The sequence below is a fragment of the Streptomyces sp. NPDC014995 genome (assembly GCF_043080745.1).
Lineage (GTDB): Bacteria > Actinomycetota > Actinomycetes > Streptomycetales > Streptomycetaceae > Streptomyces.
On record NZ_JBIBVX010000010.1, the window covers coordinates 19612 to 41562 of the forward strand.

General features: G+C 73.9%; 21 protein-coding genes. 10 read left to right on the plus strand and 11 right to left on the minus strand.

The genetic code is table 11. The features are described from left to right. Positions 1 to 36: 36 nt before the first annotated feature. From ACF1A1_RS20615 to ACF1A1_RS20625, 3 genes are read left to right on the plus strand one after another with little or no spacing between them, the layout of a single operon-like run. Entirely contained in the window at positions 37 to 429 is a 393-nt protein-coding gene (locus ACF1A1_RS20615) for an anti-sigma regulatory factor (RefSeq protein WP_392002005.1), read from the plus strand. Further along, complete coding sequence (locus tag ACF1A1_RS20620) at positions 429 to 1469, plus strand: SpoIIE family protein phosphatase (RefSeq protein ID WP_392001631.1); 1041 nt, start codon at positions 429 to 431, stop codon at positions 1467 to 1469. The genes ACF1A1_RS20615 and ACF1A1_RS20620 overlap by 1 nt, the downstream gene beginning before the upstream one ends. Continuing rightward, on the plus strand, positions 1466 to 3184 hold the full coding sequence (locus ACF1A1_RS20625; protein WP_392001632.1) for a PP2C family protein-serine/threonine phosphatase: 1719 nt from the start codon (positions 1466 to 1468) through the stop codon (positions 3182 to 3184). The genes ACF1A1_RS20620 and ACF1A1_RS20625 overlap by 4 nt, the downstream gene beginning before the upstream one ends. Positions 3185 to 3191: 7 nt before the next feature. Here the strand turns inward: ACF1A1_RS20625 and ACF1A1_RS20630 are convergent, their stop codons facing one another. After that, positions 3192 to 3656: a MarR family winged helix-turn-helix transcriptional regulator gene (locus tag ACF1A1_RS20630; protein ID WP_392001634.1), complete on the minus strand. Its 465-nt coding sequence runs from the start codon at positions 3654 to 3656 to the stop codon at positions 3192 to 3194. A 260-nt stretch (positions 3657 to 3916) separates the two neighbouring features. Between ACF1A1_RS20630 and ACF1A1_RS20635 the strand changes: the two genes are divergently transcribed. Together ACF1A1_RS20635 and ACF1A1_RS20640 are read left to right on the plus strand one after the other, a co-directional pair. Beyond that, positions 3917 to 5302: an NAD(P)/FAD-dependent oxidoreductase gene (locus tag ACF1A1_RS20635; protein WP_392001636.1), complete on the plus strand. Its 1386-nt coding sequence runs from the start codon at positions 3917 to 3919 to the stop codon at positions 5300 to 5302. Positions 5303 to 5328: 26 nt separating this feature from the next. Next, positions 5329 to 7569, plus strand: a complete 2241-nt coding sequence (locus ACF1A1_RS20640; protein WP_392001637.1) for an FUSC family protein — start codon at positions 5329 to 5331, stop codon at positions 7567 to 7569. Between the two features lie 620 nt (positions 7570 to 8189). On the opposite strand, the gene ACF1A1_RS20645 is transcribed toward ACF1A1_RS20640, so the two are convergent. The 5 genes from ACF1A1_RS20645 to ACF1A1_RS20665 form a co-directional block, all read right to left on the minus strand. Further along, positions 8190 to 8621: a hypothetical protein gene (locus ACF1A1_RS20645; protein ID WP_392001639.1), complete on the minus strand. Its 432-nt coding sequence runs from the start codon at positions 8619 to 8621 to the stop codon at positions 8190 to 8192. A 29-nt stretch (positions 8622 to 8650) separates the two neighbouring features. After that, on the minus strand, positions 8651 to 9493 hold the full coding sequence (locus tag ACF1A1_RS20650; RefSeq protein WP_392001640.1) for a DUF1206 domain-containing protein: 843 nt from the start codon (positions 9491 to 9493) through the stop codon (positions 8651 to 8653). Between the two features lie 166 nt (positions 9494 to 9659). Continuing rightward, positions 9660 to 9920, minus strand: coding sequence for a DUF5133 domain-containing protein (locus tag ACF1A1_RS20655; RefSeq protein WP_392001641.1), 261 nt, complete (start codon positions 9918 to 9920; stop codon positions 9660 to 9662). 68 nt (positions 9921 to 9988) lie between these two features. Continuing rightward, the gene (locus ACF1A1_RS20660) at positions 9989 to 10819 is read right to left on the minus strand and encodes a SigB/SigF/SigG family RNA polymerase sigma factor (protein ID WP_392001642.1); all 831 of its coding nucleotides are present in this window, start codon (positions 10817 to 10819) and stop codon (positions 9989 to 9991) included. 567 nt (positions 10820 to 11386) lie between these two features. Then, entirely contained in the window at positions 11387 to 11830 is a 444-nt protein-coding gene (locus ACF1A1_RS20665) for an ATP-binding protein (protein WP_392001644.1), read from the minus strand. Between the two features lie 328 nt (positions 11831 to 12158). Here ACF1A1_RS20665 and ACF1A1_RS20670 point away from each other — a divergent pair, with 328 nt between their 5' ends. From ACF1A1_RS20670 to ACF1A1_RS20680, 3 genes are all read left to right on the plus strand, one after another. Continuing rightward, positions 12159 to 12380: a hypothetical protein gene (locus ACF1A1_RS20670; protein WP_392001645.1), complete on the plus strand. Its 222-nt coding sequence runs from the start codon at positions 12159 to 12161 to the stop codon at positions 12378 to 12380. Between the two features lie 203 nt (positions 12381 to 12583). After that, a complete protein-coding gene (locus tag ACF1A1_RS20675) occupies positions 12584 to 14062 on the plus strand; it encodes an aminotransferase class I/II-fold pyridoxal phosphate-dependent enzyme (protein ID WP_392001646.1) in 1479 nt (492 codons plus the stop codon). A 340-nt stretch (positions 14063 to 14402) separates the two neighbouring features. After that, on the plus strand, positions 14403 to 14858 hold the full coding sequence (locus ACF1A1_RS20680; RefSeq protein WP_392001648.1) for a cyclic nucleotide-binding domain-containing protein: 456 nt from the start codon (positions 14403 to 14405) through the stop codon (positions 14856 to 14858). Between the two features lie 231 nt (positions 14859 to 15089). Here ACF1A1_RS20680 and ACF1A1_RS20685 read toward each other — a convergent pair whose 3' ends face one another. Together ACF1A1_RS20685 and ACF1A1_RS20690 are read right to left on the minus strand one after the other, a co-directional pair. Beyond that, positions 15090 to 16391: an MFS transporter gene (locus ACF1A1_RS20685; RefSeq protein ID WP_392001650.1), complete on the minus strand. Its 1302-nt coding sequence runs from the start codon at positions 16389 to 16391 to the stop codon at positions 15090 to 15092. A gap of 128 nt (positions 16392 to 16519) precedes the next feature. After that, positions 16520 to 17134, minus strand: a complete 615-nt coding sequence (locus ACF1A1_RS20690) for a LysE/ArgO family amino acid transporter (RefSeq protein ID WP_392001652.1) — start codon at positions 17132 to 17134, stop codon at positions 16520 to 16522. A 66-nt stretch (positions 17135 to 17200) separates the two neighbouring features. Here ACF1A1_RS20690 and ACF1A1_RS20695 point away from each other — a divergent pair, with 66 nt between their 5' ends. Both ACF1A1_RS20695 and ACF1A1_RS20700 read left to right on the plus strand, forming a co-directional pair. Next, a complete protein-coding gene (locus ACF1A1_RS20695; RefSeq protein ID WP_392001654.1) occupies positions 17201 to 18103 on the plus strand; it encodes a LysR family transcriptional regulator ArgP in 903 nt (300 codons plus the stop codon). Between the two features lie 273 nt (positions 18104 to 18376). After that, positions 18377 to 18625, plus strand: coding sequence for a WhiB family transcriptional regulator (locus ACF1A1_RS20700; protein ID WP_392001655.1), 249 nt, complete (start codon positions 18377 to 18379; stop codon positions 18623 to 18625). Between the two features lie 211 nt (positions 18626 to 18836). Here ACF1A1_RS20700 and ACF1A1_RS20705 read toward each other — a convergent pair whose 3' ends face one another. From ACF1A1_RS20705 to ACF1A1_RS20715, 3 genes are all read right to left on the minus strand, one after another. After that, positions 18837 to 19286: a DUF6098 family protein gene (locus ACF1A1_RS20705; protein ID WP_392001657.1), complete on the minus strand. Its 450-nt coding sequence runs from the start codon at positions 19284 to 19286 to the stop codon at positions 18837 to 18839. An 84-nt stretch (positions 19287 to 19370) separates the two neighbouring features. Then, positions 19371 to 21203, minus strand: a complete 1833-nt coding sequence (locus tag ACF1A1_RS20710) for a sensor histidine kinase (protein ID WP_392001659.1) — start codon at positions 21201 to 21203, stop codon at positions 19371 to 19373. After that, entirely contained in the window at positions 21200 to 21898 is a 699-nt protein-coding gene (locus ACF1A1_RS20715; protein WP_392001660.1) for a response regulator transcription factor, read from the minus strand. Before ACF1A1_RS20715 ends, ACF1A1_RS20710 begins: the two co-directional genes overlap by 4 nt. Between the last annotated feature and the right edge of the window lie 53 nt (positions 21899 to 21951).

Below are 21951 nucleotides of genomic sequence, written 5' to 3' on the forward strand. Positions count from 1 at the left end.
GCGGGCGTCGAGGCCCGCCTGCCGATCCGCTCCGACATGGACCTGGTGTGGGTACGGCAGCATGTGCGGCAGGCCGCCGCCACCCTCGGCTTCGGTCTGGTCGAGCAGACGAAGCTGGTCACGGCGGCCAGCGAACTGGCCCGCAACACGCTGGTGTACGGCGGGGGCGGGGAGATGGAGACCGCGCGCGTCTCCGAGGGGCGCAGCCAGGGGCTGCGGCTGACCTTCACGGACCACGGTCCGGGCATCGCCGACCTGGAGCAGGCGCTGAGCGACGGCTACACCTCCGGCGACGGACTGGGCATGGGCCTGGGCGGGGCGCGGCGGCTGGTGCACGACTTCGCCATCGACAGCACGCCCGGGGTCGGTACGAAGGTCACGGTGACCTCGTGGTCGGCCCGGCCGCCCCGGCAGCGCGAGGAGTCCTGATGCCCCGCGTGTGGGACGTGCCGGTGCACGACTCGACGCGGGTGCGCGACGCGCGCGTGGCGGCGGAGGAGGCCGCGGCGGTCGTGGGCCTCGACGCGTCGCGTACGGCGGCCGCCGCGCTGGTGGCGACGGAGCTGGCCACCAACCTGCTCAAGCACGCCCACGGCGGACAGCTCCTGGTGGACACGGTCGCCCCGCCGGGCGGGCGGGGCGGGCTCGTCGTCCAGATAGTCGCCGTGGACCACGGGCCGGGCATGGCCGACGTCCCGGCCGCGCTGGGCGACGGGTTCTCCACGGCCGGCTCCCTGGGCGCCGGACTGGGGACCTGTCGGCGGGTGGCCGACGACTTCGACCTGCACAGCGCCCCGGGGCGCGGCACGGTGGCGCTGGCCCGGGTCGGCGCCGCCGCGAAGGCCACCGCCCCGGAGGCGGCGGCGCGGGCCGGCGGGGTGAACATCCCGTTCGCCGGCGCCCCGTGCTCCGGGGACGCCTGGACGTGGGTGCGCGCCGGCGACCGGCTGACCCTGATGCTGGCCGACGGGCTGGGCCACGGGCCCGAAGCGGCCCGCGCCTCGACCGCGGCGGCCGACGAACTGCACCGCTCGGCCCATCTCGCACCCGCCGAGGTGCTGCGCCGCCTGGACCGCGCGCTGCGCGGCACGCGGGGCGCGGCGGTCGCGGTGGCCCAGGTCGACGCGTGGGCCGGGCGGCTGCGGTTCGCCGGGATCGGCAACGTGGGGGCGCGGCTGCGCGAGGGTGACTCCTGGCGTCATCTGCTGTCCCGGCCCGGCATAGTCGGCGTGCACCGGCCGTCGACCCTGCCCGAGACCGAGGTGCCCTGGGCGGCGGACCGGCTGCTGGTGCTGCACAGCGACGGTCTGCCCAGCCGCTGGGTGCTGCCCTCCGGCCCCGGCCTGCCGGCGGCCGACCCCGCGGTCGCCGCCGCGGTGATCGTGCGCGACACCAGCAGTTCCGCGCGCCCGGTGCGTGACGACACCGCCGTGGCCGTCCTGTCCCCGACCCCGCCGGACCGCCCATGATGCGTACCTGGCAGATCAGCACCGTCACCGACGCGGCGCGCGCCCGTATCGCCACCGCGCGCCTGGCCGCCGCGTTCGGCGTCGCGCCCCTGGACCGGACGCGGCTGGCGAGCGCGCTCAGCGGCCGTCTGCGCCAGTGTCTGACCAAGGGCGGCACCTGGCGGCTCACCGTGAATACGGGCGAGGGGCTCCTGTGTGTCGAGGTCGCCCCCTCCCCCACCGTCGGCGAACCGCCGTGGCAGGTCACCGTGGACTGCCCCGAGCCCGTGGACACCGCCGACTGGGCGGGGGTGGCCGGCGACGCCGATGTCCTCGCGGAGGCCCTGCTCGGCGCCGACGAGGACACCGCGCTCGTCCTGGACAAACTCGCCGAGCAGGAGGAGCTGGTCGCCTTCCACCGGGAGGAGCTGCACCAGACCAACCAGGGCGTCCTGGCGCTGCACGCCGACCTGGACGCGGCCGGGCGGGCCCAGCGCGAGGCGTTCGCGGCGGAGCGCGCGGCCCGGCAGGAGGCGGAGAGCGCCCGGCGCCGACTGATGTTCCTGGCCGACGCCAGCGCGGTGCTGACGGCCTCCCTCAACCACGAGGAGATCGTGAACCGGCTGCCGGAGCTGCTGGTGCCCGAGTACGCCGCCACGGTCGACGTCTGGCTCTTCGACGACGGGGACGACCGGCACCCGCCCGCCACGCATCCGGCGGCCGCCGTGGTCGCCGCCCGCACCGGTCGGCCCCAGTACGCGGCCGACCATCCCGGCGGGCTGCCCGGCGTGGACGACCAGCCGCCGTCGGCGCTGCACCCCACCCGGCCGCTGCTGTGCGTCCCCCTGCCGACGCGGCGCGCGCCGCTGGGGGTGCTGACGCTGAGCCCGCCGGGCGAGCGCTGGGACCCGGACGACGCCGTGATGCTGATCGAACTGACCCGGCGGGCCAGCATCGCGCTCGACAACGCGCGCCGCTTCGAGCACAACCGGGACATCGCCGAGACGCTCCAGCGCGCCCTGCTGACGGACCTGCCGACCACCCCGGGCCTGCGGCTGGCGGCCCGCTACCTGCCCGCGACGTACGGGCTGAACATCGGCGGCGACTGGTACGACGCCTTCCGGCAGCCCGACGGCAGCCTGATCACCGTGATCGGCGACGTGACCGGCCACGGGCTGCACGCGGCGGTGATGATGAGCCAGCTGCGTACCGCGCTGCGCGCCTACGCGGTGGACGGTGGCAGCCCCGGCGTCCTGCTGACCCGGCTGCACACCTTCCTGCACCATCTTCAGCCCGACCTGTACGCGACGGCCGTGATCGCCCGCTTCCAGCCGGGCGAACCGGTCCTGACGTGGGCGGCCGCGGGACATCCGCCGCCCGTCCTGCGCGACCCGGACGGACGGGTGCGCACGCTGGACGCCAAGCCGGGGGCGATGCTCGGCATCCCGCTGCGGCAGCAGATCGCCGACCACACGGTGCCCCTCGTGCCCGGTTCGACGCTGGCGCTGTACACGGACGGGCTGGTCGAGCGGCGCGCCCAGGGCATAGACCCGGGCATCGAACGGCTCGCGGCGGCGCTCGGCGCGTTCCGCACCGAGGAGCTGGACGCGGACCTGGACGGTTCGGCGGAGCGCATCCTGGACCCGCTGCTCAGCGACTCCGAGCGCGACGACGACGTCTGTCTGCTGCTGTGTCACATCGACAGTCGGACGGCGCGGGTGTCCGTGGGTTCCTGACGCGCGGTCAGTCGTCCGTGCCGTGGGCGTGCGCCTGCCGGAAGGCGAACAGACCGTGCTCGAGGGCGGTGCGCTGCACCGGTGTCATGCCCTCGAACACGGCGGCCAGCCGTCGGACACGCCGCTCGGTGACGTCGGTGAGGACGCGTCGGCCGTAGGCGGTCAGCACGAGCTGCACCTCACGCCGGTTGCGCGGCTGCACGGTCCGCTCCAGCAGCCCGGCCGCCTCCAGCCGGTCGCACAGGCGGCTCGCGGTGGGCAGGCCGATGCCGAGGTCCTCGGCGAGGGCGGTCAGGTTGAGCTCCGGGCGGCGCCGGATCGTTCTGAGGGCCAGCAACTGCCGGTCCGGCAGCCGGGGCGTGGCCCCCTCCGCCGCCGCGAGCCAGCAGGCCACCAGGCTCTCCATCGCGTCGACGACCCGCCGGGCCGTCGCCTCCCGGCTCTCCCGCCGGCCGTCGTCGGAGCCCTCCACGCACCGCACGTCACTACCCTCCGGCCACCACACTTGTCATGTACGTCGGGCTACCCGAAGGACCCGGGCGTACACGGGCCGTTCTGCGGGTACGACGCGGGCCACAGGAGAAACGTTCGTCTGCTTGCGTCGCCCGGGTGGCGCAACCGCGCCGGTCGCGGTGGGATCGTGGGGATCGGCGGGATCGATCAGGTGCGAAGGGGCCGTCCGGCGGGCACGCGCATGACGTCGAGGCAGACCGCCTGGAGCCGCAGAAAGGGATGGACATCGTGACACGACCCAGGATCCTGGTGGTGGGCGCGGGCTTCGCGGGAGTGGGGTGCGTTCGACGTCTGGAACGCAAGCTCTCCCCCGACGAGGCCGACGTCACCCTGGTGACGCCGTTCAGCTACCAGCTCTATCTGCCGCTGCTGCCGCAGGTCGCCTCCGGGGTGCTGACGCCCCAGTCGATCGCCCTCTCGCTGCGCCGCAGCAAGAAGTACCGCACCCGGATCATCCCGGGCGGCGCGATCGGTGTGGACCTGAAGTCGAAGGTCTGCGTCATCCGCACCATCACCGACGAGATCGTCAACGAGCCGTACGACTACATAGTCCTGGCGCCCGGCAGCATCACGCGGACCTTCGACATCCCGGGCCTGACCGATCACGCCTTCGGGATGAAGACGCTCGCCGAGGCCGCCTACATCCGCGACCACGTCATCTCCCAGCTCGACCTCGCCGACGCCAGCCAGGACCCCGCCGAGCGGGCCTCCCGGTTGCAGTTCGTGGTCGTCGGCGGCGGCTACGCCGGCACCGAGACGGCCGCCTGTCTGCAACTGCTCACGCACAACGCGGTCAAGCGCTATCCCCGGCTGGACCCGAACCTGATCAAGTGGCACCTGATCGACATCGCCCCGAAGCTGATGCCGGAGCTCGGCGACAAGCTCGGCCGCAGCGCGCAGGAGGTGCTGCGCAGGCGCGGGATCGAGATCTCGCTGGGGGTGTCCATCGCCAAGGCCGGACCGGAGGAGGTCACCTTCACCGACGGGCGGGTGGTGCCGACCCGGACGCTGATCTGGACCGCGGGCGTCGTCGCGAGCCCGCTCATCGGCACCCTCGGCGCCGAGACGGTCCGCGGGCGCCTGGCCGTCACCTCGCAGATGTGCCTGCCGGGCCACGACGGGGTGTTCGCGCTCGGGGATGCCGCCGCGGTGCCCGACGAGGCCAAGGGCGAGGAGGGGGCGGTCTGCCCGCCGACGGCACAGCACGCGATGCGGCAGGGCAGGGTCGTCGCCGACAACGTGCTCGCCACCCTGCGGGGCCGGCCGATGAAGCCGTACGTGCACAAGGACCTCGGTCTGGTCGTCGACCTCGGCGGCACCGACGCCGTCTCCAAGCCGCTCGGCATCGAACTGCGGGGACTGCCCGCGCAGGCCGTCGCCCGCGGCTACCACTGGTCGGCGCTGCGCACGGGCGTGGCGAAGGCGCGGGTGCTGACGAACTGGACGCTGAACGCGCTGGCGGGCGACGACTTCGTCCGCACCGGCTTCCAGGCGCGCCGGCCCGCCAAGCTGAGGGACTTCGAGTACACCGACACCTACCTCACGCCGGAGCAGGTGCGGGCGCAGGTGGAGGGCGGCGCGGGCACGGGCCCCGAAGCCGGATGAGATGACGCGGGAGAGAGTACGGCGGCGTGAAGGCGGCGGCACGGTCGTTCGGGACGGGGTTGCGGGATCGGGTCGCGGCGTCCGATCCCGGGCTGCTGCGGCTGACGGCCGGGCTGCGGACGGTGGGCGCCATCGCCCTGACGCTCGCCGTGCTCTCGCTGCTGGGCGCGAACGTGACGCACCTGGTCGCGGGGGCCATCGCGGCGATGGTCGCCACGTTCGCCATCCGGGAGAAGCAGGGGGGTCCGCAGGCGGTGACCCTGGCGCTGGGGTTGCCGGTCGCGCTCGCCTCCGTCTCGCTGGCGGCGCTGCTCAGCTCCCGTGTGGTGGTCGGTGACGTCGTCTTCGTCGTCCTGATCTTCTGCGCGGTGTACGGCCGCCGGTTCGGCGACCGGGGCACCGCGCTCGGCCTGATCGGCTTCCAGGTCTACTTCCTGTCCCTGTTCGTCGGCGCCACGCGTGCGACGCTGCCCGGCTTCTGGGGATCGATCGCCGTCGCGTTCGCGTGCAGCGCGGTGGCGCGGTTCGTGCTGGTGCCGCAGACGTCGGCGGGGGTCCTGCAACGGCTGCGGCAGGCCTTCCGGGCACGGCTGGCACAGTTGCTGGACGCGCAGCTCCACCTGCTCGACGCCGGTCCCGACGAGGTGGAGAAGGCGCTGGAGCACGTACGGGAGGGCACCGCCCGGCTGCACGAGACGGCCATGATGATCCAGAGCCGGCTGGAGGAGGGCACCCCGGACGAGTCGACGGCCCGGCTGGTGCAGCGCCGCATCGCCGACGCCGAGATCGCCGCCGAACGCCTGGGTCTGCTGCTGCTCACGGCACGCAGCGCGAAGCGGGCGGACACCCTGACCCTGCACCTGCCCGGCGCACCGGTCCCGGAGAGCGGGCGGCTGCCGGTGCGGGAGGAGGCGACCGACGTCCTGCGCCGCGACCTGCGGGCACTGCGCCTGCTGGTGCGGCATCCCGTCGCCGACGGCACCGGCCTGGCCCAGGTGCGCAACCGGCTGCTCGGGTACCGCGAGGAGGAGAACCTGCCGAGCGCGTCCCCGGCCGTGCAGGACGTCTTCCGGGGTGTCGGTGAGGCGGCCCGGGCGGTGCTCGGGCTGCGGATCGCGCTCGACGGGCCGCAGGACGAGTCGGACGACAGCCCCGAGACGGCCCGCTCCCGGGAGGAGCTGGACGCGGAGGACGCGGCCATCGGCGGGGACGGTACGGAGGTGGACACCGAGGAGGACACGGGGCTGCGGCGGCCGACCACGCGGGCGGCCGTGCAGGTCGCCGTCGGGTCGTCGCTGGCGATCATCGGCGGCGAGCTGCTGTCCGCGCACCGCTGGTACTGGGCGGTGCTGACCTGCTGGATCGTGTTCATCAACACCGCCTCGACCGGGGAGATCCTGGTCAAGGGCTACCGGCGGCTGCTGGGGACCGTGCTCGGGGTGATCGCGGGCATCGTGCTCGCGGGGCTGGTCGGTCACCACACGTGGACGGCGTTCGCGGTGGTCCTGCTGTGCGTGTTCGCGATGTTCTACACGGCGCCGCTGTCGCACACGCTGATGTCGTTCTTCGTCACCGCGGCGCTGGGCGTGCTGTACACGCTGCTGCACACCTACAGCCTGTCGGTGCTGGTGCTGCGCGTGGAGGAGACGGCGCTCGGGGCGGCCTGCGGGGTGGTGGCGGCGGCCCTGGTGCTGCCGGTGCGGACCGACCGGCGGACGAACGAGTTGCTGAGGACCGTGCTGGACCGGCTGACCGACGTCACCGAGGGCGCCGTCGAGCAGCTCAGCGGAGGCCCTCCGGCCGATCTGCTGGACCGGGCCCGCGATCTGGACCAGGCGCTGGCCGACCTGCGGGCGGCCACGCAGCCACTGATGCATCCGGTCACGCCGCTGCGGACCCGCCGGGACACCGCCCGGTACGTCGTCGCCCTGCTGGAGACCTGCGCGTACCACGCGCGGTCACTGGCGGCCACCGCCGAGCTGCTGCCCAGCCATCCGTCGATCGCGGCGGACCCGCGGCTGCGCACCGCCGGCCGGCGCATCCTGCACAACATCGCCGCGATCGCCGCGCACGTCGCGGACGAGCGCGGCACCGACGAGGTGCGGACCGGGCCGAGCATCGCCTCGCTCCTCCAGCCCGGTGTGGCCGGGACGCCACGCTACGGCCGCGTCACCGACCGGGTACTGCGGCACCTGCAACGCCTCGACGAGGCGGTGGTCGGTCTGGCCCGACCGCTGAGGGTGCCGGTGACACAGCCCGGGCAGTGACCCGGGCAGTGGGGCGGGCAGTGAGTCGGGGCGGGGGCCCGGAATCGCGGCCCCGGACAGGACTCGGGACCGAGAGCCGGGCGCGGGGACTCGGGCGGAGAGCCGGGCGCGGAGACTCCGGACCGAGACCCGAGCGCGGAGACTCCGGACCGAGACCCGAGCGCGGAGACCCGGGACCGAGACCCGAGCGCGGAGACCCGGGACCGAGACCCGGGCGGAGGCCCTGACCGAGGTGCCGGGCGGAGACCCTGACCGGGGCCCGCGGGGCGGAGGCCTTGAGCGGCCCGCCGGGCGGAGGCTTCCATGGTCCGGCAGCCGGACCGTGGGGTCGGACGCCTGTGGGCAGGTGCGGGGTGGTGCGGGGGCCTCCCGCGGGGTCGGCAGTCCGTGGGCGGGTCCGCGTCCGGGAGGTCGGAAGTGGCCGCCGCACCGGGAGCCGTACCTTGCCGGGGCGCATCGCCCACACGGTGTTCGAGCCGACCGGAAACCGGCCTTGGACAGGGCCGCCCGCGGCATGGTTCACCATGCCGCGGGCGGGTCCCGGTCTGCCGGGTCGGAAGCCCGTGAGCGGGCCCGGCCCGCGGGGTCGGAAGTCCGCGGGCGGGGTCCGGTTCGCGGGGTCAGAAGTCCGTGGGCAGGCCGCTGGCCGCGGCGATACCGCGCAGTTCGTCGGTGTCGCTCTGGCGCTGACGGATGCATCCGGCGATCTCCGCGAGGCGGGCCGGATCGGAGGCGGTGACCGCGTCGGTGACGACCCGGACCGGGCCGGTTCCGTCGACGTGGATCTCCACCAGCTGGTTGTCCAGCCGGCCGGTGACGGCCGTGGCGATGACCAGGGCGGCCTCGTCGCGGATCTCCTGGGGCAGGTCCTCCGTCTCCTGCGGATCCAGCGCGAAGTCGAGGGTCTCGGGGGACTGTTCGTCGAGGGCGCGCAGCGCGGGCGCGACGACCTTGAGCAGCATCTCGTAGTCCTCGCTGTCCATACGGACGCGGAGGAGGTCGAGGTACATGTCCACGGGTCGTCCGTCCGGCGGGAACTCGGATTCGTTCATTCCCCCCGGGTTCCCCCACAGCAGCACGTTCAGACCTTGCGCCAGCGGGCCATGGCGAACGAGAACAGCCCGAACAGCACGAGCCCTGCCGCGACGCAGGCCAGCAGCCCCGGCCCGGCGGGTGTGCGGGCGAAGGAGCGCAGGGTGTCGTCGAGGCCCTTGGCCTGGTCGGGCCGGTAGTCGACCGCGGCGCGTACGGCGAAGGAGCCCACGGCGGCGAACACCAGGCCGCGGGCCGCGCCGCCGACCACGCCGGTGACGTCCACCAGGCGGCGGACGCCCCGCGACATCTCCCCCACCCGCAACTTGTCCCGGTAGGCGCGCATCAGGGCGCGGCCGCCGATCCAGAGACCCGCGACGACGATCCCGGCGCCGGCCGCGCCGACGATCCACTGGCCCCCTGGCACCTCCAGCAGCCGGGCCGTGACGTCCCGGGACTGCTCGTCGCTGGAACCGCCCCCGCCGCCGCCCGAACCCGCGGCGAACGCGAGGACGGAGTACGCGACGAACGAGTAGAAGCCGCACCGGACGAGCGCCAGCAGCCGCTTCTTCGCCTTCCGGCCGTCGGGCCCGACCGAGCCGAAGGCCACCTCGGACAGCCGCCACAACGCCATCCCGACCAGGCCGATGCCCAGGGCCCACAGGAGCACGGAACCGTACGGCTTCTCGGACAGTTCGGCGAGGGCGCCCTGACGGTCGGCCTGCTGCCTCTTGTCGTCACCGAAGGCGATCTGCAGGGCCAGTGCCCCGACCAGCAGGTAAATGACGCCGCGTGCGCAGAGCCCGGCCTTGGCGGACCATCTGGTGCCCGACCCCCGTGCCGCGCGCTCGGCCTCCGCCTTGCCGTTGCTCGCCAGGACACTCGCGTTCATCTGACCTCCCGGAAGACTTGGAAATCCGAATGCCCCGGCTCCGGCCCGGCACACACGGCGACGGGACGACTTCTCGGCGCGACACGACGCAGGCCGCTCCGGGGTCCACACGTGCCGGGCGCCCCACCGCGGTGTCCTGCCGCGGTGGGGCGCCCGGCCGGTGCGCTCATGCGTACACGTGCGGTCCTTCGTCGGTGCGGCGGTGGGTCGCCGCGTCGGCGTCGGCCGCCGCCGCGAGCCAGCGGCGCGCGGCTTCCAGGGCGAGGGTGACGTCGCGCGTGCCGGTGGAGACGCACAGCGTGTAGGCGAGGTCCTGCGCCCGCGCGCTCGTCTCCGCGGATCCGGTGGTCTCTACGGATCCGGTCGCCGTCACGGCCTCGTACTCGTCGACGAGGCGGCGAAGGACGGCGGGGTGGGGCATCAGCATGCGGTGTGCTCCTTGTCCGTGACGAATGGGAACGTGCGCGGGGCTTCGGTGGTGGCTTCTGTGCGGTCTCAGCTCCGGCGGCCCGGGCGGCCGAGGGCCTCCTCCCTCACCTGGGCGCAGCTGCGGCTGATCAGGCGGGAGACGTGCATCTGGGAGATGCCCAGGCGGTCGGCGATGCGGCTCTGGGTCATGTCCTCGAAGAAGCGCATGTAGAGGATGGCCCGCTCGCGCTCCGGCAGGCGGCGCAGGCTCTCCTTGGCGGACTCGCGGTCGACCACGATGTCGTAGGAGGCGTCGGGGCCGCCGAGCGTGTCCGCGAGGCTGTAGCCGTCGTCGCCGGCCGGGAGTTCGGCGTCCAGCGACAGGGTGCTGAAGCTCTCCAGGGCTTCCAGGCCCGCGCCGACCTCCTCCTCGGTGAGGCCCGTGTGGGCGGCGATGTCGGCGACCGAGGGCTCGGGTGCCCCCGGGTTCTGGGCGAGTTCACGGCGGGCGAGGCGCACCTTGTTGCGCAGCTCCTGCACGCGGCGGGGCACGCGCAGTGCCCACATGCGGTCCCGGAAGTGCCGCTTGATCTCGCCGGTGATGGTGGGGACGGCGTAGCTTTCGAAGGCCCCGCGTTCCGGGTCGAAGCGGTCGACGGCCTTCACCAGGCCGAGCGCCGCCACCTGTCGAAGGTCCTCGATCGACTCTCCCCGGTCGCGGAACCGGCCGGCGATCCGGTGGGCCATGGGCAGCCAGGCCGTAACGATCTCGTCGCGCACGGCGTCCCGCTCGGGTCCCTCCTCCAGGGAGGTGAGGCGGGCGAAGAGCTGTGCGGTGTCGGGAGCGTCGTCGTGGGTCCGGCGTGACGTGGTGGTGGCGGGCGTAGCAGGACGGCTTGTCGACATGTCGATGAGCATGCGGAATCGCTCCTGAACGGTCGTTTCAGGGATTGACCAGGGAAGGGCCACTGTCGACCGGGGCATACGGAGCGCCCCGGAGCAGCGATGCCGCTCCCATTGGCGCGCCTCCGGTCCGAAGCACGAACCTCCGTCTGCCCTCCCCCCGGAGGAACAAACTCCACCCGCCGGAAAGGCGCTCCTCAGGGCCCGGAGAGGCCGTCGCCGCCGGTCGGAAGGGGACGACGACCGCGGCGCCGGCATGACCGGCAGGGTGCGACGGCATGACGGCCACGGTGCTGAGACATGACCGCCCCCGGCGGAGACAGCCCGGCGCCGAGCACGACAGCCCGCGGTACCACGGCATGACAGGCACGGTGCTGAGACATGACCGCCCCGGGCGGAGACAGCCCGGCACCGAACATGACAACCCGCGGTGCCACGGCATGACGGCCGCGGTGCCGGGCCGGATCACCGGGGTGCGGGACCACGACGGCCGCGGGTGCGGACACAGGACGGCCACGGCACCGGCCACCCGGGGCACGCGATGCGGGCCACGGGCGGCTCCGTTGCGGAACACGGGCGGTCTCACATCACGGGCACGACAGCGGTGATGCGCTTGCCACCGGACGGCAGGTCGGACACCCGGACGTCCTGGGCCAGCCGGCAGACGATCGGCCAGCCGCGTCCGCCGGTGCGGCGCCGCCCCCGTTCGTCGAGCGGGTCGGAGGCCACCGGCAACCGGTCGCTGCGGTCACTGACGGAGACCCGCACGGCCTGCCCGTCGACGTCGACGTCGAAGCCGGTGACGCCACCGCCGTGGAGGATGGCGTTGGTGGTGAGTTCCGAGGCGACGAGCAGGGCGTCGGAGAGGGCCTCCTCGTCGTAGGGACAGCCCGTGGCCCCGCACCGCCCGGCGACCGCGCGCCGTATGGCGGTACGGACGTCCGACGGCCGGCACGGCAGATGCCCCTCGCACCGGACCGGGCCGTCCGGTACGTCCGTGCGGTCGGTCGAGTGATTGACACGCATCCTTTCGCTCCCCTGTATGGTTCCCGACTGGTGTGGGCCGACGGGTCGGCCGGCTGCTCGCCGCATGCCCGATCGGTCCCTGCTGTTGTGAAGAACCGCTCCGCCGATGACGACCGGCGGCTCGGCCGGGACTCGCCCGGCTCCGCGACCGCGCCCGGCCCTCTCCCTGCCGGACGGCGCGGCCCTCTGTCTTCGGCTGGCCCTCGATGGCCCTGTCAAACCTGTCGCGCGGGCATCTTCCGGACATCTCCGGGCGTCTCGATCGGCGTGGCGCGGATGGTGCCCTGCCGGATGCCATCGACCCGCCCGGCGTGGGTACGCGGAGTGCATGACGGATGTCGTGGACTCGGACGAACTGCTGCGCCGCATCCAGCGCGCCAGGGCCTGCGCGCGCGAGGAGCTGCGGACCTGGCGGGCAAGGAGCGAGGATCTCGGACGGACCGACCCGGACGCCGCGCGTGAGGCGCATGTGCGGGCCCTGTCGTACGAGGCGGTGCTCGACGTCGTGGACGAGATCCTGACGCCGGGTCACCACCCCGCGGAGCCCTGACGACGGGCACGCGGGCGGCCGGAGGCGGGGACGGCTCGGCGCGCGGAGCCGACCTGCCCGCGCGGAGCCGTGCTGGCCGCGCGGAGCCGTCCTGGCCGCGCGGAGCCGTCCTGCCAGCCGTCCTGCCCCGGAACTCCGCAGCCCTGACCAGGTCCTCCGCCCGCCGCGGGCATGGTGGCCGGGCCTGCGGGAACACGATGCGCATGACAGCCGACCACACCCGCGCACCGGTACTGGAAGCCCTCGTCGACTACCACCGCCAAGGGCGGCTGGCGTTCTCGCCGCCGGGGCACAAGCAGGCCCGCGGCGCCGATCCCGAGGTGCGGGCGGTCCTGGGTGACGCGGTGTTCCTCGGTGACGTGCTGGCGTCGGGCGGGCTCGACGACCGGCTGACGCGGGGCCGGGTGCTGGAGCGGGCCGAGGAGCTGATGGCGGACGCCGTCCACGCCGACCACACGTTCTTCTCGACGTGCGGGAGTTCCCTGTCGGTCAAGGCGGCGATGCTGTCGGTGGCCGGTCCGCACGAGAAGCTGCTCATCGGGCGGGACGCGCACAAGTCGGTGGTGTCGGGCCTGATCCTGTCCGGGATCGAGCCGGTCTGGGTCGAGCCCCGCTGGGACGCCGAGCGGCACCTGGCGCATCCGCCGTCCGCCGAGAAGTTCGCGAAGGCCTTCGAGGTGCACCCCGACGCGAAGGGCGCCCTGGTCACGAGCCCGACGCCGTACGGCGCCACCGCGGACCTGCGGGCGATCGCCGAGGTCTGCCACCGCCGTTCGGTTCCGCTGATCGTGGACGAGGCGTGGGGGGCGCACCTGCCGTTCCACCCGGCTCTGCCGTCCTGGGCGATGGACGCGGGCGCCGACATCTGCGTGACCAGCATCCACAAGATGGGCAGCGGTCTGGAGCAGGGCTCCGTCTTCCACCTACAGGGCGACCTCGTCCCGGCGGAGTTGCTGAAGACGCGCGCGGACCTGCTGGGCACGACCAGCCCCTCGGTGCTGCTGTACGCGGGGCTCGACGGCTGGCGACGCCAGATGTGCCTGCACGGCGAGGAACTCATGGGCGGGGCACTGGACTTCGCGGCCGAGGTACGGGCCGCCGTCGAGCAGATCGACGGGATGCACGTCAACGGCCGGGACGATTTCTGTGGTCCGGGACTGGCCGACGACTTCGACCCACTGCCGGTCGTCATCGACCTCGACGGGCTCGGCATCTCGGGCTTCCAGGCCGCGGACTGGCTGCACGAGCACCGGGCCCTGGACATGCATCTGTCGGACCACCGCCGCATCGGCGCCCAGATCACCCACGCCGACGACCGGGAGACGACCGGCGAACTGCTCGCCGCCCTCAAGGACCTCGCCCACGCGGCGCCGGATCTGCGGCCCGCACCGCGGACGGAGGTGCCCGATCCGGCCGAACTGCGGATGGCACAGGGGATGTTGCCCCGGGACGCGTTCTTCGGGCCGGCCGAGCACGTGCCGGTGTCCCGGGCGGCCGGCCGGGTCGCCGCCGAGATGATCACGCCGTACCCGCCGGGGATCCCCGCCGTCCTGCCCGGGGAACGGCTCACCGAGCCCGTGCTGAGGTACCTGCGCACGGGCAAGGAGGCGGGCATGAACCTGCCCGACCCCACCGACCCGGAGCTGGAGACGATCAGGGTCGTCACCCGGGACGCGGAGTGAGGGGATGCGGAGTGAGGGGATGCGGCGCGCTGCGAGGAACCGCGGAGCACGACAGAGTGAAACCGGTCACGTGACCCGGTTTCGGCTACGCACAACCTCCGAGGATGGTTTACGGTTCATCCATACGTGGTGGCGGGGTCGAGGCTGCTCCTCCGTACACCACCCTTGGCGGCCCTGGCTGGCTTCCCCCGTCCAGCCAGGGCTTTTCCCTGTCCGTCGTCGGATTCTCCGTCCGCCGAGGTGCCCAGGGCGTCCCCAGCGGCTGAAATGGGTGAGAGGGAGACCGGGAACGCATCCGCGGACCGACCCGAACCCCGTCCCCGGCGAGGAGCCCCGCACCATGACCAAAGCGACGAAACTGCTGACCGCCCTCCCCTCGCCCCAGCGTCAGCGTCTGATGACCCTCGCCCGGGAGGTGTCCTTCCCGGAGGACGCCCGGATCTTCGAGGCGGGCGGCACGGCCGACCGTTTCTGGGTCATCCGCTCCGGGGCCGTCTCGCTCACCCAGCAGGTCACCTCCGTGCAGCGGGTGACCGTCGCCAGTCTCGGCGCCGGGGACCTGCTCGGCTGGTCCTGGCTGTTCCCGCCGTACGCGTGGGACTTCGGCGCGGAGGCCTTCAGCCCCGTACGCGCCTACGAGTTCGAGGCGCAGCCGGTGCTCAAGCTGTGCGAGGAGGATCCGGCGCTCGGCCTGTCGCTGGTGCGGATCGTGGCCGAAATCCTCGCCCACCGGCTGGAGATGACCCGCGGCAGGCTGATGGAGCAGTACGGCACACGCCGGCGCCGGGCCCTCTGAGCCTGTCGTGCGGATCAGGTCGCGGGGAATCGACGGCGTCTCGTCAGCGCCGGCGAGCGGGGCCTGCGGCGCGCGGACCGCCAGGGCGGAGGAGGGCGTCGACACGGCGGAGCCCCGCCCGCGCGAGCGCAGCCGAGGGCGGGGCGGTCGGCAACCGACGACAAGGCCCTCGGACGGGCCCGCCACGCCCCGCGTCTGCGGCGTGATCCGCCGGGCCGGCCACCGCCGGTCTCAGACGCGGTAACGGCGCAGGGCCGGTACGGCCGCCGCCAGTCCCAGCATCGCGGCGACGACGAGCAGGCCGCCGCCCGCGACGGCCGCGCGGGGGCCGAAGGCGGCGCCGGCGGTGCCGTGCAGGACGTCGGCCAGACGGGGGCCGCCCGCGACGACGACGGTGAAGACGCCCTGCATGCGGCCGCGCATCTCGTCGGTGGCGGCGGAGAGGAGGATCGCTCCGCGGAAGACCATGGAGACCATGTCGGCGATCCCGGCGGCCGCCAGGAAGACGACGGCGAGCCACAGGCTGCCGCTCAGCCCGAAACCGGTGATCGCGGCGCCCCAGGCGACCACCGCGCCGATGACCATCCAGCCGTGTCCGCGGGCCCGGGAGAACGTGCCGGAGAAGAGCCCGCCCAGCACCGCGCCGATGGGGATCGCCGCGAACAGCAGGCCCAGGGCGAGGCCCTCGCCGTAGGGGGCGTAGGTCTCGGCGGCGAGTTGCGGGAAGAGGGCGCGGGGCATGCCGAGGACCATGGCGATGACGTCGGCGAGGAAGGACAGCAGCAGCACCTTGTGACGGGAGATGTAGCGGAAGCCCTCCGCGATCTCCCGGAGCCCGGCGCGGCGGACGGCCGAGCCGGCGAGCGGCGGCAATGACGGCAGGCGGACGACGGCCCACAGCGTCACGCACAGGGCGAGGGCGTCGATGAGGTACAGCTCGGGCAGGCCGATGACGGGGATCAGGGCGCCCGCCAGCAGCGGTCCGGCGACCAGTCCGGTCTGCATGACGGTCGAGCCGAGCGCGTTGGCCGCGGCCAGTTCCCCGGCCGGCACCAGGCGGGCGACGGAGGCGTTGCGGGCGGGGGCGTTCAGGCCGAAGAACGCCTGCTGCGCGGCGAGCAGCACCATGAGCACCGGCACCGAGTCCAGCCCCGAGACGGCCTGGAGCCAGAACAGCACCGAGGTCACGGCGATGCCGGTGTTGGTGATCAGCAGCAGCCTGCGCCGGTCCATGGTGTCGGCGACCGCCCCGCCCCACAGCGCGAACAGCACCATGGGCAGCAGACCGGCGAGGCTGGCGTAGCCGACCCAGGCGGAGGAGCCGGTGATGTCGTAGATCTGCTTGGGGACGGCGACGGCGGTGAGCTGGCTGCCGACGGCCGTGACGATCGTCGAGGACCACAGGCGGCGGTAGGCGGGCCGGCGCAGGGGGCGGGTGTCCATCGCCCAACGGCGCCAGCCGCGTCGGGAGTGCTCCCGGGGGCCTGGATCGGCCTTCGCCCCCGGCGGGGTGCTGCTCTCGCTCGTGTCCACGGGCTTCCTGATTGCTCGATACATCTTTCGCGTCCGGGGGTCACTATCGCAGCACCTCCTGTGGTTTCGCCGCCCTTATGGACAGGCGGTCTCAGCACTCGGACTCAGCACTTGGACAGCAGGGCCCGTCAGGCTCCGGCGACGAGGGTGACGCCGAGGGCGATCATGGTGGCGGCGACCAGCCCGTCCAGGACGCGCCAAGCGGTCGGCCGGGTCAGGAAGCGGCCGAGCAGCCGGGCGCCGAAGCCGAGCGCGGCGAACCAGCAGAGGCTGGCGAAGGCGGCACCGAGCCCGAAGGTCCAGCGCAGCGGCCCGCGGTCGGCGGCGACGGTGCCGAGCAGGAAGACGGTGTCGAGGTAGACGTGCGGGTTGAGCCAGGTCATCGCCAGACAGGTGAGCACCGCCCGCCGCCGTGAGCCCGCGGCCTCCCCCTCCGCCCGCAGGGCGCCGCCCGGCTTGAGCACCCGGCGGGCGGCGAGCGCCCCGTATCCGAGCAGGAAGGCGCCGCCGATCCAGGCGACGGCGGTCAGCGCGCCCGGCCACGCCACCACGAGCGCGCCCACCCCGGCCACACCCAGGCCGATGAGCGCGGCGTCGGACAGGGCGCAGATCGCGACGACGGCGAGGACGGCGTCCCGGCGGATGCCCTGGCGCAGGACGAACGCGTTCTGGGCGCCGATGGCGACGATGAGCGACAGACCGGTACCGAATCCGGCGGCCGCCGCGGTGAGGGAGGGGGTCATGGCGTCCACGCTAGGGATTCGATCACCGTAGGTACAGCTAAAGATTCTTACCTATCATTAGCGTTCATGATGACGGATCTTCCCCTCGACCAGGTGCGCACCCTGCTCGCGGTGGTCGACGAGGGCACCTTCGACGCGGCGGCGGCCGCTCTGCACGTGACGCCGTCGGCCGTCAGTCAGCGGGTGAAGGCGCTGGAGCAGCGCACGGGCCGGGTGCTGCTGCTGCGGACGAAGCCGGTCCGTCCCACGGAGTCCGGGGAGATCGTGGTGCGGTTCGCCCGCCAGCTGGCCCGGCTGGAGCACGACACGCGGTCCGAGCTGGGCATGAGCGGCGCCACGGAGCCGACACGCGTGACGGTCGCGGTCAACGCGGACTCGCTCGCCACCTGGTTCCTGCCGGCCCTGACCCGCGTACCGCGGGAGCCGCGGCTCTGCTTCGAGCTGCATCGCGAGGACGAGGCGCGCACCGCGGAGCTCTTGCGGGAGGGCCTGGTCATGGCCGCGGTGACCTCCTCGCCCGACCCGGTGACCGGGTGCTCCGTGCGGGCCCTGGGAAGGATGCGGTACCTGGCCGCGGCGAGCCCCGGCTTCGCCGCCCGGCACTTCGACGGCAGACCCCTGCCCGAGGCCCTCGTCGAGGCGCCGGTGATGACCTTCGACCGGCGCGACGACCTCCAGGACGCGTTCGCCCGCGGGCTGCGCCGCGGCGCCGGGGGCGCCAGTGCCGTACGACACGCCGTGCCGACCTCGGAAGGGTTCCTGGACTCCGTGGTCGCGGGGCTCGGCTGGGGCATGGTCCCGGAGGTGCAGGCCCAGCCGCTGCTGGCGGACGGACACCTGATCTCCCTCGCCCCCGAGCGACCGCTGGACGTCCCGCTGCACTGGCAGCAGTGGAAGCTGGACTCACCGGCGCTGGCGGCGGTCGCGGACGCGGTGACGGCGACGGCCGCGGAGGCCCTGCGCCGGTGAGACCGGCGGCGGGCCCCTTCGACAGGCTTCGCCCCGCCCGACCACCGTCGCGTGGTCCGGGGCGGGCGAGCCGGACCCGGAGGCGTCACCCGCCGCCCCTTCCTCGGTCCTCCGAAGGCGTACGGCTCTCCGTGGGGCGTGCGGGAGCAGTCAACGCGTCAACACGGCTCCGTCCGACGCGGTTTCACTGCCGTCCCACCGGTGACCCGACCGGGAGCAACTCACAGCAACGTATCCGGAAAAGCACGTACGACTCGATCGCAGGTGACTTCGATGGACGACTGGCGACAGCATGCCGCGTGCCGCCGCGAGGACCCGGACCTCTTCTTCCCGATCGGCACTTCGGGCCCGGCACTGCTACAGACGGAGCAGGCGAAGGCGGTGTGCCGCCGCTGCCCGGTGCGGGAGCCGTGCCTGGAGTGGGCCATGGAGACGGACCAGACCCTCGGGGTCTGGGGCGGGACGAGCGAGACGGAACGCCGCGCCCTCAAGCGGCGCATCAAGGCACGACGCAGTTCGTGACGCGAGCCGGCGCGCGGCTGAGTGCCGCGCGCCGGCTGAGAGCCGCGCCGGGTCGAAGCCGCGAAGCCGCGTAGGGGACAGTAGGGGACAGAAGCCACGCACCGGACGGAATCCGCCCGCCGACGCGGCGACGCCCGCCGACCCGGGGCCACGTGCCGACTCGGGGCCACGCGGCGACCCGGGGCCACGCGGCGACTCGGGCCCGTGTCGCTCACCGGCCGGTCCGCCGCAGTGGTCCCCACTCGGCCTCCTGGCGGGCCACCTCGGCTCTCGCCTCCTCGATCACACCCTGGTCGATCCAGCACAGGGGTCGTACGTCGGCCACGAGCGGCTCGTTGTCGGGGCCCCGGCCCGCCTCCCGGCCCGCCAGGACCCAGGGGCGGACGCCGGGGCCCTTCTCGTGCGGCAGGTGGGCGTAGTCGTAGAGCCGACGGGCCACCCACAGGGTGCGGGAGCGGTTCCCCCACCAATCCTCGATGTCCAGGGGGTTGGCGGAGAGGCCGGGCATGGGGACGCCGGTGAGCTCGTCCGTGCTGGACGCCGAGTGGAGGTCGGTCTCGGGACCGCGCGACCAGCGGACGTACAGCCCCTGTTCCCGCTCGATCAGGTCGGCCAGGTCGGCCAGGGCGTGTGCGACCGGCAGGTCGTCCGACGAGCTCATGGCGTGACCTCCCTCTTCCTCCCTCTTCACCGTCAGGCCAACGGGGTACCCGCACCCGCCGGAACGAAATCAGTCCCTCCCGGCTCAGCCGTCCCCCGGTGTCGCGGCGGCGGGCAGCCGCAGGGTGAAGACACTGCCGGTCCCCGGGGCGCTCGCGGCCTCCGTGGTACCGCCGTGGGCGGTCATCAGATGGCGCACGATCGGCAGGCCGAGGCCACTGCCACCGGTACGGCGGCTGCGCGACTTCTCGGCGCGCCAGAACCGCTCGAAGACGTGCGGCAGGTCCTCGGCCGCGATGCCGCTGCCGGTGTCGGCGACCTCCAGGACGACCTGCCCGCCCGCGCGCCGGGCGGACAGCGTGACCGTGCCGTCGGGCGGGGTGTGCCGTACGGCGTTGGTGACGAGGTTGCCGAGCGCCTGCCGCAGCCGCACGGGGTCGGCGTCCAGCCACGGGACACCGTCGGTCCGGGTGCGCAGGGTGACACCGGCGGTGGCGGCGGCGACGCGGTGGGCGGCGGCGACCTGGGCGAGCAGTTCGTCGGCGGCCACGGGTTCGCGGTGCAGACGCAGGGTCCCGGCGTCGGCGGCCGCGAGGTCGCGCAGGTCGTCGATGACCCGCTGGAGGACCAGCGCTTCCTCGTGCAGGGCGGCAAGCAGCTCGGCGTCCGGTTCGACGAGCCCGTCGCGGGTGACCTCCAGCCAGCCGCGGATGTTGGTGAGCGGGCTGCGCAGTTCGTGGGCGACATCGCTGACCAGGGCCTTGCGCTGGGCCTCCAGGCGTTCCCTGCGCTCGGCGAGGTCGTTGAAGGCCTCCGCCAGGATGCCGGTCTCGTCCCGAGTGGTGACGGGCACGCGCGCGTGCCGGTCGGGGGGCTGCTGGGCGGCCTCGGTGAGGGCGCGCAGCGGTCTGACCAGACGGGTGGCGACGACCGCGGTCACGGCGACGGTGACGGCGAGCACCAGCCCGGCCGCGCCGACGACCTTCGCCTTGTTGGCCGGGGACAGGTCCCAGCGGGGCGCCGCGCCGTTGTCCCCGCCGCCCAGGAACAGCTCGGCGACGGGGGCGACGTACGGGTCGAGCTGGGCGCGGCGCGCGTCGTCGAGGCAGGTCCGGGCCGCGCGCGTCGACGCGCCGTCCCCCTTGATGAGGAACCCGGGTGCCGGCGTCGGGTCGCGGAGGTCCATGCCGGTGACGCCGCCCAGGGCCAGCGGGGTGTCGGGGTCCAGGCCCTGCCGGGTCAGACAGCCTCGCGCATGCTCCCGGAGCGCGGCCAGCGCCTTCTCCTCGGTACGCGTCGGGGTGTTGAGCAGGCCGTCGGCGCAGGGTTCGGGCACGTGGTCGGATGCGACGGCGTCGTCGGTGGGCCGCAGGACGGGGCGGCCGCCGGGTGTCCGGTCGAGGGTGGTGTCGATGCCGTGGTGGGAGAAGCAGCTCTGCCGTTTGCGGGCCAGGGCGTCCAGCTGGGTGCGTTCCGCCGCGGTGAGCCGGTAGGGGCCGACCACGCGCGGGTCGGTGCCGCTGAGCTGGGCGCCGCGCTCGGTGTGGGTGTCGGTGCGCAGGGGGTCGACGGTGGCGGCGGCACTCGGCGGCAGGGAGGTGCCGCGCGGTGCGGAGTCGGCGAGGAGGGTGCGGTCGGCGGTGGTCAGGGCGATACGCCGCCCGGTCTGCGCGGACAGCGCGCGCACGGTGGCCTGGACGCCCCGCCAGTCGGGGTGGGTGGCCGCGTGACCGCTCAGCCGGGCGAGGATGTCCATGTCGTCGGCGAGGGCCTGGCCCTGCTCCTCGCGCAGCGCCCGGGTGGTCGTCGTCACCGCGAGCCAGGCGGTCGCGGCCACCGAGCACACGGCGATCAGGACGGAGGCGATGAGCAGCCGCACGAGCAGGCGCTTGCGCAGGGGTATGCGGGCGCGGTTCACCCACGGCCGCCGCTCAGCTTGTAGCCGACGCCGAACACGGTCAGCAGCCGGACGGGTCTGCGCGGATCGGCCTCGATCTTGCGACGCAGGTTCATGATGTGCACGTCGACGGCCCGTTCGGTGGAGGAGCGGTCGAAGCCGCGGGTGCACTGGAGCAACTGCCGCCGGCTGAAGACGCGTTCGGGCTCGCCGACGAGGGCGAGCAGGATCTGGAACTCGGCGGGCGTGCACTCCACGGGCTCCCCGTCGCACCGCACCTCGTGCCGCGCCGGATCCACCGCGATCCCCGCGGCCCGTACGACGGGATCCTCCCGCCGGCCTCCTGCGGCCCGCCCGCTGCGCCGCAGGACCGTGCGGATGCGCGCCATCAGTTCGCGCGGGCTGTACGGCTTGGTCATGTAGTCGTCGGCGCCCAGCTCCAGGCCGAGCAGCAGGTCGTCCTCGGCCGCACGGGCCGTCAGCATCAGCACGGGGATGTCATCGCCCCGGCGCAGCACCCGGCACACCCCGAAGCCGTCGACGACCGGCAGCATCAGGTCCAGTACGACGAGGTCCGGCCGGTCCCGCCGCACCGCCTCCAGCGCGGCGGAGCCGTCGTGGACGACGGTGGCGGTGTGGCCCTCGGCGAGCAGGGAGCGGCGGATGAGCTCGGCCTGCAACTCGTCGTCCTCGGCAACCAGTACATGTGCGCACACGCGGCGGTTCCCCCTTCGGTCGGCGGGTTCGGTCGGCGGATCGGGTCGGCCGG